The sequence below is a fragment of the Streptomyces sp. NPDC040589 genome (genome assembly GCF_055594445.1).
Map to the genome: position 1 here is coordinate 797,876 of NZ_JBVIWP010000003.1, position 12,299 is coordinate 810,174.

The 12,299-nt window shown below is 72.6% G+C and carries 10 protein-coding genes; 2 read left to right on the plus strand and 8 right to left on the minus strand.

The features are described from left to right. The first annotated feature begins 28 nt into the window (after positions 1 to 28). The gene (locus tag ACZ58V_RS16090) at positions 29 to 1,420 is read left to right on the plus strand and encodes an MFS transporter (RefSeq protein ID WP_471290452.1); all 1,392 of its coding nucleotides are present in this window, start codon (positions 29 to 31) and stop codon (positions 1,418 to 1,420) included. Here the strand turns inward: ACZ58V_RS16090 and ACZ58V_RS16095 are convergent. Genes ACZ58V_RS16095 through ACZ58V_RS16125 form a run of 7 tightly spaced genes read right to left on the minus strand, consistent with a single transcriptional unit; the run spans position 1,401 to position 10,154 of the window. Further along, positions 1,401 to 2,003, minus strand: coding sequence for a hypothetical protein (locus tag ACZ58V_RS16095; RefSeq protein WP_471290453.1), 603 nt, complete (start codon positions 2,001 to 2,003; stop codon positions 1,401 to 1,403). The genes ACZ58V_RS16090 and ACZ58V_RS16095 overlap by 20 nt on opposite strands. Beyond that, positions 1,969 to 2,796, minus strand: coding sequence for an FkbM family methyltransferase (locus tag ACZ58V_RS16100; protein WP_471290455.1), 828 nt, complete (start codon positions 2,794 to 2,796; stop codon positions 1,969 to 1,971). Before ACZ58V_RS16100 ends, ACZ58V_RS16095 begins: the two co-directional genes overlap by 35 nt. Then, entirely contained in the window at positions 2,793 to 3,014 is a 222-nt protein-coding gene (locus tag ACZ58V_RS16105; RefSeq protein WP_469410745.1) for a Trm112 family protein, read from the minus strand. Before ACZ58V_RS16105 ends, ACZ58V_RS16100 begins: the two co-directional genes overlap by 4 nt. Next, positions 3,011 to 3,916, minus strand: a complete 906-nt coding sequence (locus tag ACZ58V_RS16110; protein WP_469411656.1) for a hypothetical protein — start codon at positions 3,914 to 3,916, stop codon at positions 3,011 to 3,013. Before ACZ58V_RS16110 ends, ACZ58V_RS16105 begins: the two co-directional genes overlap by 4 nt. Before the next feature lie 15 nt (positions 3,917 to 3,931). Beyond that, positions 3,932 to 4,681 carry a class I SAM-dependent methyltransferase gene (locus ACZ58V_RS16115; protein ID WP_471290457.1) on the minus strand — a complete coding sequence of 250 codons (750 nt, stop codon included), beginning with the start codon at positions 4,679 to 4,681 and terminating at the stop codon, positions 3,932 to 3,934. Further along, positions 4,678 to 6,024, minus strand: coding sequence for a condensation protein (locus tag ACZ58V_RS16120; RefSeq protein ID WP_471290459.1), 1,347 nt, complete (start codon positions 6,022 to 6,024; stop codon positions 4,678 to 4,680). Before ACZ58V_RS16120 ends, ACZ58V_RS16115 begins: the two co-directional genes overlap by 4 nt. Next, positions 6,021 to 10,154 carry an alpha-(1->3)-arabinofuranosyltransferase domain-containing protein gene (locus ACZ58V_RS16125; protein WP_471290461.1) on the minus strand — a complete coding sequence of 1,378 codons (4,134 nt, stop codon included), beginning with the start codon at positions 10,152 to 10,154 and terminating at the stop codon, positions 6,021 to 6,023. The genes ACZ58V_RS16120 and ACZ58V_RS16125 overlap by 4 nt, the downstream gene beginning before the upstream one ends. 152 nt (positions 10,155 to 10,306) lie before the next feature. Between ACZ58V_RS16125 and ACZ58V_RS16130 the strand changes: the two genes are divergently transcribed. Continuing rightward, positions 10,307 to 11,503: an RNA-guided endonuclease InsQ/TnpB family protein gene (locus tag ACZ58V_RS16130; RefSeq protein ID WP_468191331.1), complete on the plus strand. Its 1,197-nt coding sequence runs from the start codon at positions 10,307 to 10,309 to the stop codon at positions 11,501 to 11,503. A gap of 30 nt (positions 11,504 to 11,533) precedes the next feature. Here ACZ58V_RS16130 and ACZ58V_RS16135 read toward each other — a convergent pair whose 3' ends face one another. After that, a complete protein-coding gene (locus ACZ58V_RS16135) occupies positions 11,534 to 12,259 on the minus strand; it encodes a class I SAM-dependent methyltransferase (protein ID WP_468191765.1) in 726 nt (241 codons plus the stop codon). Positions 12,260 to 12,299 lie beyond the last annotated feature (40 nt).

Genomic DNA, 12,299 nt, shown 5'->3' on the forward strand with positions numbered 1-12,299 from the left:
GTGAGGCTTTTGGTGTACTGGTAGGGCCATGCCCTCCGAGCGACGGTCCTGGGCACCGCTGCTGGCGGTGTGTGCCGGGTACTTCATGGTGATCCTGGATGTGACGGTCATCAACGTCGCCGTGCCGGTGATCGGGCGGGAGCTGTCGGCCTCGCTGACCGGCATCCAGTGGATCACCGACGGATACACCCTGGTCTTCGCCGGGTTCCTGCTGACGGGCGGTGCGCTGGGGGACCGGCTGGGCAACCGGCGGGTGTTCTGCACGGGCGTGGCGGTGTTCACCGTGTCCTCGGCCGCGTGCGCGCTGGCGCCGAACGCCCCGTTCCTGGTGGTGGCCCGGCTGGTGGAGGGGCTCGGGGCGGCGCTGATCGTGCCCGGTTCCCTGGCGCTGCTCCAGCAGGCCTATCCCGAGAAGGCCGTACGCTCGCGGGCCTTCGGGCTGTGGGGCTCCATGGCGGGCATCGCGGCCTCCGCCGGGCCGCTGCTGGGCGGGCTCCTCGTCGCCACGGTGGGCTGGCGCTGGGTGTTCCTCATCAACCTGCCGGTCGGCGCGGCCTGTCTGGCGCTGACGCTGCGGCACGTCGACCGCTCGCCCCGGCGCTCCGACCGGCCCCTGGACTGGCCGGCGCAGTGCGCGGTCGTGGCGGCGGTGGCCCTGCTGACGGCGGCGCTCAACGAGGCCGGACGGCGCGGCTGGTCCGACCCTGCCGTGCTCGCCGGGCTGGGCCTGGCCGTACTGGCCGCCGCGGCCTTCGCGCTGCGCGAGCGGCTGGCCCGCTCCCCGGTGCTGCCCCTCGGCCTGCTGCGCTCCCGTGCCATGAGCGGCGGGGCGGTCATCGGCCTGCTGTTCAACTTCGGTTTCTACGGCATGGTGTTCACCGCCAGTCTGGAGTTCCAGCACCAGCGGGGCTTCAGCGCCCTCGGCACCGGGCTCGCGCTGTTCCCGGCGGTGGCGATGACCATGTTCGCCTCCGTCCTGTCCGGCCGGCTGTCCCGCCGTACCGGCGATCGTCCGCTGGTGGTCTCGGGCATGCTCCTGGCCGCGCTCGGGCTGGCCGGCTGGGCCGCGGCGGGTGCCGACCCCGCCTACGCGCTGCTGGTGCTCCCGATGATGGCCGCGGGTTTCGGTACGTCCTTCGCCCTCACCGGCTCGACCGCCACCGTGATGGGCGCCGCCCCCGAGGCGTACTCGGGGGCCGCCTCCGCCCTGTTCAACACCACCCGTCAGGTCGGCAGCGCCACGGGCGTGGCACTCGGCGGCAGCCTGCTCGCCTCGGCCGGCGACTACGGCACCGGGATCCGCACCAGCATGTTCATCGGCGCGCTGGCCTATCTGTCCGCCGCGTTCCTCGCGTGGCGGTGCGTGCCCGCGAAGGGCGCGGCCCCGGGGTCGGAGCCCCTCAGCCCTGACGGCCGGTGACGGCCACCCGCTGCAGCAGCCCCCAGGTGAACTCCGCGACGGCCTCCCGCCGTACCCCCGCCGCGTCCGGCGCGGCGAACGCCAGCCCCCACCGGGTCGGTGCCGTGCCCTCCAGGGGACGGGCCGGGGCGAAGGCGCGGGCCGCCTCGTCCACCGTGCAGGACCAGGGGGCGAGATCGTCGAGGGTGCGCAGCTCGGGGCCCTCGGCGCCCGGCGCACGGACCAGCCACTCGTTCCACACGGCGCCGTTCGGGGCGGTCAGGACCTCGAAGCGCAGGCCGGGCCAGAGCGGGACGGGCCACATCCAGGCCTCGCAGTCGAGGTCGCCGATGCGGCGGGGCGTACGGGACTCCGGGGCGCCGAGGACCGAGCGATAGCGGGACAAGGCCGGGCGCGGGGAGCGGATCATCGCCTGCCAGCGCCTGTTCGCCTCGCGCATGTCCGCGAGGGAGACTCCCAGCTGGTGCCGGGCGTCCTCCACCGGGCCGGGATTGTGGTCGGCCATGCGGCGCAGCAGCACCAGCTGGAAATCGAGCGGGGTGAAGGGGCTAGCGGGGCGCTTTCCGGAAGGCATGGGAACCATCGTCGCCCACCGGGGCCGTGCCGGGGCGGCGGCCGTCGGGCAGGAACAGCACCGAGTTGACGTAGCGCGGGCCCCTGAGCAGGGGGGAGGGCAGGACGCGGCGGAGCAGGCCGTGGGAGACGACATAGGAGGCGCCGGCCTGGTGGTCCTCCAGCGGGAACTCGGCCAGCGGCACCCAGGTGTCGCCCGGCAGCACCCAGCCGTCGTAGCCCAGCAGGGTCAGATAGGTCACCACCGGGGCGATCGGCTGGATGCGGGACTCCAGCTCCACGAACAGGGCCGGGCGGTCGCGGGCCAGCAGACCCGTCGCCCCGCGCAGGACCGCCGGCTCGTTGCCGTCCACGTCGATCTTGATGAAGCCGACGTCGCGCAGCCCCAGATCGTCCAGCGTGACGCAGGGGACGTCCAGCGCCCGGCCGTGGATGTCACGGCGGACCAGCGAGGACACGCCCCGGTCGCCCGAGTCGTCCGACGGCAGCCACAGGCGGGCGAGGCCCGGGCGGTCCGAGGCCGCCGCACGGATCACCCGTACGTTCGGCGGGACGGCGGCGGCCAGCAGCCGGGCCAGATGCGGCACCGGCTCGATCGTCACCACCTGCTCGGCGCGGCCGGACAGGCGGTGCGTCCAGGGGCCGTACCAGCCGCCGACGTCCACCGCCGTACGGCACCCGGGCGGGCACAGCTCGGCGAGCCGGGCCAGCTCCGGTTCGAACCGGGGATAGAGCGCCCGGGCCGTCGCGGCCACCAGCCGAGTGGGCAGAAGGGGAGCGACACGGGCGGCCAGGCTGGTCACGGCGACATCCTCTTGAGGAGTTCCTCGTGCTCGTCGTCCGGCACCTGCTCGCCCGAGGACGGCAGCAGCTGCGGAATGCCGTCGAGGATCGGATAGCGGCGGCGCAGCCGCGGGTTGTACAGGGCCTCCTCCTGCTCGGCCTCCTCGGCCAGCAGATGCAGCGGGCCCTTGTCGAGCGGGCACGCAAGGATCTTCAGCAGCGGGTCGTCGGGCTTCATGGGGATGCCAACTCCTTGGCTGGGGCGGGCTCCTGGGGAGCGGAGTCGTGTTTGGGCATGGTCAGCAGCACGGCGACGGCCAGGGTCGTGCCCGCCACCCGCAACGCGAGCCGCAGCGGATCGTCCGGCAGTGCCTCGCCGAACGACAGCGTGCCGAGCACCGCCGTGAACAGGCAGGTCACGGTCGTGCACACCGGCACGATCAGCGAGGCCCGGCAGCGTTGCAGCGCCGCCTGCGACATCACCAGGCCGAACACGCCGGTGAACAGCAGCAGATACGGATACGGGGAGGCCAGCAGATCCAGGACGGCGCCGCCGATCCCGCTGGTCGTCAGACGACTCGACACCCCCTTGATGGCCAGCGAGCTGACGCCGTACAGCAGGCCCACCGCCACGCCGTACTCGACGCCGGTCGTCGGGCGCCGGTGCCGGTTGCGGGCGCGCCGCTCGGCGGAGCCGTACAGCCACACCCCGGCCGCCAGCGACGGCACGCACACCAGCAGGATCAGCGGGTAGGGCGCGTCCTGGCTGACGGAGTCCGAGCCCTCGCGCAGGGACAGCACCACCATCAGCAGCGCGAGCAGGATCGCGCCGAGGGCGTACCGCTCCCGGCCGGTCGTCTCCTCGCCGAGCAGCCGGGCCGACAGCAGCACCAGCAGCACCAGGCCGGAGACGAAGATGCCCTGCGCGGCGGCGATCGGCAGCGTCCGGTACACGGCGAGCTGGGCGGCGAACCCGGCCGCGAGCGAGAGCGAACCGCCGATCCACAGCGGGCTGCCGAGCACCAGGCGCAGCAGCCGGGCGGGCTGCCGGATCGTCACTTCCGGCAGGGCGGCGAGCGCGCGCTTCTCCAGGACGAATCCGGTGCTGTACAGGACGTTCGCCAGCAGGGCCGCGGCCACTCCCCACCACATGGGCTACGTCCTCCTGGCGTGCAGCAGCAGGATCGACGCCAGCCGCGGCCGGGCACAGGCCAGCCGGTCCAGCGGCCGCAGCGGGCGCGGTACGCCGTGGAAGGGAGCCCCTTCGAGCCGTACGACCGTGAATCCGGACGCGGCGACGAACTCCCTGAGCGCGCGGGCGGTGTAGAGGCGCAGGTGTCCCACGACCTCTTTCCCCGGGCGGCCGTGGATGCCGCGCAGGCTGACCTCCGAGAAGACCGGCTGGACGCCGGCGAGCAGCAGGGCGCGGTTGTACCAGGCGGCCAGGTTCGGGGTGGACAGCATCAGATGCCCGCCGGGTCGCAGGATCCTGCGGATCTCGTCGAGCGCGGCGTCCGGATCGACGAGGTGCTCGATCACCTCGCTGAACAGCGCCGCGTCGGCCGACTCGGAGGCGAACGGCAGCCCACCGCCGGTGAGTTCGCCGCGGACCGCGTACGGGATGCGGGTGCGGGCGCGTCTGAGGGCGTCCTGGGACCAGTCGACGCCGATGACACGGTGGCCGGGCAGGAGGGGCGCTGCGGTGGCGGCGGCGGTGCCGTCGCCGCAGCCGATGTCGAGGACCGTGCGGGGGCGTTCGGTGGCCGGTCCGAGGGCCCGGGCCAGCATGCGGGCCTGGCGGAGGCTGCGCGGGGTGCCGGAGGCGACGGGCACGGCGGGGTTCTCGTAGAAGTCGCGCAGGTCGCGGGGCGGGCGTCGTCCGGTGGTGGTCGTTGTCGGTGTCATGGGGCGACCTCCGTGGTGTGCAGATAGTGCTCGAAGAGGTCGCGGAGGTGGGCGCCGTCGCCGTGGCTGAGCAGGGCCCGGGACCAGCGCAGGGCGAGGTGGAGGCGGCCGGCGGTGGAGGCGGTGGTGACGGTCAGGCCGCGCGGCATCCGGGCCGGGGCCGAGAACCAGACCGCGTGCGCGCGGCCCGCCTCCTCGCCGAAGTCCAGCGGGTACGGGATACGGCCGATGTTGCTGAGCAGGGTCGTCGACGTCCAGGGCGCGGCGGCCCTGCGCAGGCCGCGGGTGAGGGCGGCACGGGCGGCGACCGGGGCCCAGGGGGTGGTGAGGAGCGCGGCCCCGTGGCCCAGTTGAGGGCGGGACAGGGCTTTCAGCGCGCGGGTGCGCTCCGCTGTGCGGCGGAGCAGGGTGGGCATCTCGGCCTTCAACTCCCCTGGTGCGAAAGGTACTTCGACCAGGCGGGTGCCGTTGCCGATGGGCATCGTCGCGTCACGGGGGCGGTCGTCCACGGGCATGGTGATGCGCAGAGGGCGGGGGCGGGCGCCGTGTTCCCTGTTCCAGTGGGCGATGGTCAGGGCCGTGGTGACCATGAGCTGGTCGTTGACGGTGTAGGGGGAGCCCTTGGGGCGGTGCGGGAGGGGGAGTTCGGTGACGAGCATGCCGTTGCCGGGGGAGGGGTCGGGGGTGCCTTGCGCTACCCGGGCGGGGGGTGACCAGGTGGTCGGGGTGTCCGGGGCTTGTTGAGGTGGTGCTGCGGGGCGGGTCGGGGGTGCGGCGGGGTTGTTGTCTCTGCCGCCGTAGAGCTCCGCTGCGGTGGCGAGTATGCGGAGGCAGGCTGGGCCGTCGAGGGCGGTGTGGTTGATGGTGAGGACGAGGACGGTGCCGGCGTTGGGGCTGGGGTCGGGTGGGTGCGCAGCCCGGCGTGGCGGGGTGTTGCTGCGCCCACCCGTGCCGCCCCTAGCGGCACGCATGCCCGCAGCTAAGGCCACGGCTTCGAGTCGGATCGGTGGGGACATCGACAGGGATGGTGCCTCTGCCAGAGCCCGGGTTCTGGCGTCCCGCAACGCCCTCGGGCCCGCGGGCGTGAAGGTCACCACCTCCGTGTCCGGTTCGCCCGTCAGCTCCCATTCGTAGCGGCGGCGGAACCACGGCCCCCCTGCCTCCCGCATCAGGATCCGGGGATGCCGGTGCAGGGCCTCCGTGAAGGCCTTGCGCAGGCGGGCGGGTTCCAGCGGGCCCGGGAGGTGGACCTCGATGTGGACCGTTTCCGGTTCCTCCTCCTGGAGGCAGTGCCGGGACACCTCGTCCACCACCGGGAACGGGATGCGGGTCGGAGGGGTCATGCGGGCTCGGTCCTCTCCGGGTCGGGCTCGCGCAGGCTCACCAGGCCCGCGAACAAGCCGATCAAAGCCAGCAGTTGGGCCACGTGTCCGAACGCGCCCGTACCCGACCCCACCGGTTCCCCGGCCCCGATCGCGGCAGCGACCCCCGCTCCCGCCAGCGCGACGAACGCGATCGGCACCAACAGGGCGTGCCGCCGCGAGGCCAGCAGCGCCAGTGCCGGGACCAGCAGCGCGAGCCAGCCCGCGATCACCGCTCCGACCAGCGTCAGCGCCACCGTGCCGAGCCACAGCCCGGGCAGCGGCGGAACCGGCTGCGGCGCGTCGGGGTTGGGGGCGCGGCGGCGCCACAGGGCGAGGCCCAGCAGCACCGCGATACCGGCGCCGCTGCCGATCAGCCCGGCGTCGTACGTGGTGGCCGGTTCGTACGACAGCTTGACCGCGCCGCCCGCCCCGGCCGGGATCCGCCAGCCCTGCTGCCAGCCGTCCAGCCGTACCGGGGTCAGCTCCTTGCCGTTGAGGGTGGCCTTCCAGCCGTCGTTGAAGTTCTCGTACGTCGTCACGTACGAGGCCGCGCCCGAGCCGACCGTCAGCTCGCGCCGGTCGCCCAGCCAGTCCCGGACCCCCAGCTCACGCCCGGCCGCCGCGGCCTCCGGGACCGTCCCGCGGGTCAGCGTCACGTCCGTGAGCGCGAGCGGGCCCGCGTCACCGCCCTCCAGCCGGTGTTCACCGGCGGGGAGCCGCACCTCCGCGTCGCCCCGGCCCTCCTGGCAGAGCGTCACCGCCACGCCCCGCCGCTCCACCAGATCCCGCACCGTCCCCTTCACGCTGGTCCGGTACAGCTCGCCGTCCAGCGCCACGTCCGGGCCTTTCCCGCACGGCAGCGAGAACTTCCGGGTGCCGTCCGGCCGCGGGGTGCGGTACTGGTCGAGGGCCGGGATGTACGCCTCCGTCAGGCCCACCGGCAGGCGCAGGTCCTCGTTGGCGACCGGGTTGTGCAGGGTCAGCGGGGCGGTCTCGGTGACCGTGATGTCGAGCCGGTCCGTGGTGATCGGCGGGAAGCGGACCCAGCCGTTCTCGTCGACTCCGGCGATCGTCGCGCCGTCGGGTGAGCTGATGTGCACCTGGGAGGCACGGGTGGACAGGCCGCCCGCGGGGGCCAGGACGAGTTCGCCGACCGGCTGCTTGCCCTCCCAGCTCAGGTGGATCGTCGGCCGGTCGCCGGCGATCCAGGACGTCGTCAGGTCGCCGTCGGTGAGGTTGCGTGCCGTCAGGCCCGCGCCGAGGCTCGCCGTGGAGTCGGCGGTGGCGACGATCCGGGTCTGCTGTTCGGGTGCGACCTCGTAGAGCAGCCGGTCGAGTTCCTCGCCCGGCACCGGCACCGCGTTCGCCTTCACCTCGTAGGTTCCGGCGGCCGGTGTCGTGAAGCGGCGGTGCAGGCCGGCCTCCGTGCCGGTCGCGGACAGGCCCGTCGGGTCGGAGGCGCGGTGCAGGGAGACCATGGTGGCGGGCGCGGTGGCGTTGTCCGCGTCTGTCGGCAGCTTCAGCAGCCGGGTCACCTGGATGTCCGGCAGGTCGATCTCGGAGAAGCCCGCGCCCGTCAGACCGGCCCGGCGCTCCACCGAGTCCACGATCGTCAGCTTCATCCACCGGCTCGCGCCCTCGGGCGCCTTGATCCGCTGCGTCTTGCCGTTCGGCTGGAGGAAGCTCGTCTTCGAGCCCTTCTCGGTCTCCACCCGTACCTTCGTCGCCGCCGCCCGCACGCTCTCCTGCGGCAACGGCGTGACCTTGAAGGAGGACGGCATGTCGTAGGGGCCGGTGAAGCCGACGCGCAGCCACTGCCCGTCCGGCGTGTCCGGCGCGCCCTCCGCCCACGCGGTGTCCGGGTTGCCGTCGAAGGCGTTCACCGGGTCGTACTGCGGCAGGTGGAAGAGCCAGTTGCCGTACGAGGACGCCGTCACCGAGTGGGCGCCGCGCAGTTCGGCCACGGTCTGGTGGTCGGTGCCCTCGGCGGGCAGGATCTGGCGCGGCTTTTCGCCCGGGTCCTGCTGGGCGTCGGGCGCGTTGCGCTCGTCCCGCGTGTACGTGTACGACGTACCGGCGTTGACCAGGCCGAACCGGGTGTCGGCGCGCCGCATCCCGTCGCCCACCACCTGCACGGCGGGGGTGCCGAGCCCGGGATGGTTGTCGCCGGTCAGGACGGCCGCCCGCCCGCGCAGCCGGGACGCCAGCGGCAGCAGCGCCTCCGGGCCGCCGGACACCACGGCCGTGTCGGAGACCGGGGTGAGCCCGGCCTGCCCGGGCCGGAGCACGTCCGCGTCGGCCGGCCGGTAGATCTCCACCGCCCGCTGCCGCGCGTACAGCCCCTCGACCTGGAGCGGCGCGTCCTGCGCGATCCGCCCGCCGGTCATCACAGGACCGAGCCCCGTCACCCGCTCGTACCCGGACTGCTCCAGCGTCCGCTTGACCGTCGCGGTCGGCACCGCGCCGATCTGATCGGGATCGAGATCGTTCCGTACGACGACGTAGTACAGCCCCGCCCGGCTCAAGTAGTCGGCGAGACCGGGGACTTCGCCTCCCGTCAGCAGCGCCTGCTCGACGGCGTCCATCGCGCGCCGGTTGCCGGGCGTGCCGAAGGGAACGTAGTCGCGCTGTGCCCAGCGCGACTCGGCGAGCACGTCGAGCGGCTGGTCGATGGGGGAGCCCCAGGTGTACATGCCGTGCGCGGTCGCCGGGACGACCAGGGCACGGGAGTCGGGGGAGTACTTCTCCAGCCAGTCGGCCGTGGCCTGCCAGTAGGTGGGGAGCTTCTGGAAGGAACCCGGGTTGAGGATCGAGCCGTTGAGGTACGGCAGCAGCAGCCCCGGCAGGACCAGCACCGCGGCGACCAGCGGGGCGAGGCGCCGGCCGCGCACCGGGCGGGCCCCGCGCGGCTCGGCGGCCACACCCACCAGGTGGACCAGGCCCAGCACGAGCGCCAGCGCCATCCCCGCCTGGAACTTGTAGATGTTCCGGAACGGCGACAGCCACCCGTCCAGCCAGCCCTGCACCACCCCGTGGAACGGCGCCCCGAACGCCCCGCCGTACCCGGCGAGCAGCACCAGCGCCGCCACGAGCACCGTCAGCACGAGCCACCGGCGCTCGGGCAGGTCCCGCCGGGCGAGTCCGGCGAGCCCCAGCCCGGCCGCCAGGGCCGAGCACACGATCACGACGACCGACGAGGCCACGGCCCACCCCGCGGGCAGCCACGCCTCACCGAAGTGCAGATAGGCGACCCAGTTCCCGGCGCCGCGCAGCGCCTCGGTCGCCGACATGGTGTCCGTCGTGGTCCGCGCGGTCTCGATGTACGGCAGGAAGTTCTCGCCGTAGACCCCGAGCAGCAGCAGCGGCACCCACCACCAGGCCGTCACGACGATCACGGCCGGGGTCCACCAGGCGATCAGCTTGCGCTGCCGGGGCCCGGACGGCCGGGACAGCAGATAGAGCCCGACCGGCAGCAGTGAGGCCAGGGTCGCCGAGGCGTTCACCCCGCCCATGAACGGCACGAGCAGCGCCGAGCGCAGCGCGGCGACCCGGGCGGCGTACCGCTCGTTGGTCAGCGGCAGCAGCACCCACGGCAGGAACGCGCCGGGCAGCGCGGCGGCCGACGTCGACCCGACGACGGTCGTGAACACCGGCCACAGCGCGTACGCCACGGCCCCCAGCAGCCGGGAGGTGCCACTGCCCACCCGCAGCCGCTCGGCCAGCCGCAACGCACCCCAGAAGGCGACGGACACGATCAGCGACAGCCACAGCCGCTCGGCCAGCCACACCGGCAGCCGCACGAGGTCGCACAGCCAGTAGAACGGCAGCATCGGCCACAGATAGCCGACGTACTGGTCCTGGATCCCGCCGAACCCGGCCCGGTCGTGCCACAACTGGCCCAGATCGGCGAGGAACTGCCCCGGATCGACGGTGACGCCCAGCTTGGTGTCGAAGGTCTGCCGCCCGGGCTGCACCACCAGGAACAACACGAACACCACGGCCCAGAATCCCAGCAGCCAGCGTCGCGACCGCGGGCCCTCGGGGGGACCCGCCGCGATCGCGGTGGTGGGAACGGCTGCCGGGGGAGGAGCCTGGACCGTGGTTGTCATCTGGACTCCTCCGTGGATACCCCTGCCTTGAGGCGAGGGAGGAAACGGACTCCTGCGGGGCAGGGCAGGGAAAGCTGATTCGCGCTCCGGGCGGCTCGGCGCCCGTCACCAACTGCTACCGTGTGGCCACAAGTTGTGATGATTTGTGAGTCATGGCCACTCAGGTGAAGCGGGCTTTCAAGTACCGCTTCTATCCGACCGACGCGCAGGCAGCCGAGCTGTCGCGCACCTTCGGATGCGTGCGCAAGGTCTACAACATGGCGCTCGCCGCCCGCACCGAGGCCTGGGCGCGCCAGGAACGGGTCAACTACAACCAGACCTCGGCCATGCTGACCGCATGGAAGAAGACCGAGGAACTGGCCTACCTGAACGAGGTGTCCTGCGTTCCCCTGCAGCAGGCGCTGCGGCACCTGCAGATGGCCTTCGCGAACTTCTTCGCCAAACGTGCCAGGTATCCGCGCTTCAAGGCGAGAAAGAAGTCGCGGGCGAGTGCGGAGTACACCTCCTCCGCCTTCCGGTTCCGAGACGGCCGGCTGACGCTGGCGAAGATGGCCGATCCGCTGGACATCGTCTTCTCGCGTCCCCTGCCCCACGGGGCATCGCCGAGCACGGTGACCGTGAGCCGGGACAGCGCCGGACGCTGGTTCGTCTCCCTGCTGTGCGAGGACCCGACGGTCACGCCGCTCCCGGCCACCCCAGCGGCGGTCGGCATCGACGTCGGTCTGGATCACCTGCTGACCCTCTCGACCGGGGAGAAGATCGCCAACCCCCGGCACGAACGCCGCGACCGCGAGCGCCTGGCCAGGGCCCAGCGGGAGCTGTCCCGCAAGGCCAGGGGTGATGGCGCCAACCGGCGCAAGGCCCGCCGGAAGGTGGCGAAGATTCATGCCCGGATCGCCGACCGCAGGCGTGATGTGCTGCACAAGCTGACCACTCGACTCGTGCGTGAGAACCAAACGCTCGTGATCGAGGACCTGACGGTGCGGACCATGGTCAAGAACCGGAGCCTGGCCCGCGCGATCAGTGATGCCGCGTGGTCGCAGTTCCGGAGAATGCTGGAGTACAAGGCCGGCTGGTACGGGCGGGACGTGATCGCGGTGGACCGCTTCTTCCCCTCCTCCAAGCTGTGCTCCCACTGCGGCACCCTCCAGCCGGAGATGCCGCTGAACGTCCGCACCTGGACGTGTGGCAGTTGCGGCACGGCCCATGACCGGGACGTGAACGCAGCGAACAACCTTTTGGCCGCCGGGCTGGCGGTGTCTGTCTGTGGAGCCGGTGTAAGACCTCAACGGAGAACTCCGGGCGGGCAGTCGGCGGTGAAGCAGGAAACCCCACGGCGCGAGCCGTAGGAATTCCCCTCGTTCACGAGGGGGGAGAAGTCAAGTAGGACACCGCCGCAGAATGAGGAGGAGGTTCCAGGTGGCGAACTCGCGGATCCCGGGCGCCTTGACGACGGTCTCCGCGAGGAAGGGCCAGTAGCGGGAGCGCGCCGAGACGACCGTGACGTCGTCGCGGGCACGCACCTGCCGCAGGGTGGAGCCGATGTGCACCGCGAACAGGTTCTCGCCGAGCGTGTGCTTGGCGGGCCTGCCGGTCCGCCGCCGATAGCGGGCCCGGGCCCGCTCGGCACCGAGGTAGTGCCACGGGGCCCACTCGTGCCCGCCCCACGGCGACAGCCAGTTGGTGAACGACACATAGATCAGCCCGCCCGGGCGCGTCACCCGGGCCAGCTCACTGAGAAAGGTCTCCGGATCGGCCACGTGCTCCAGCACGTTGGAGGAGAAGGTGACGTCCGCGATGCCGTCCCGGAGGGGCAGCAGGTATCCGTCGGCGACCACCGTGCCGTCGGGCGGCTTCTCGCCCACCTCGGCCATGTCCGGCTCGAACAGATAGGCATGGGCACCCCGCCGCCGGAACTCCTCGGTGAAGTACCCGCTGCCCCCGCCTATGTCCAGGACGGTACGCCCGGCAACGGGCCCGTCGTACGCCTCGACCTGATCGACGGCGTCCCGGGCGAGCAACGAGTAGCAGCCCTCGGGATCGTCCTGCTCGTGGAGGAACGCGCGAAACAGGGCAAGAGATCTTCGAAACGAGGGGTCCCTCAACGTAGCCAAGGGGCGCGGGGAACTGCGCGACCAGCCACGA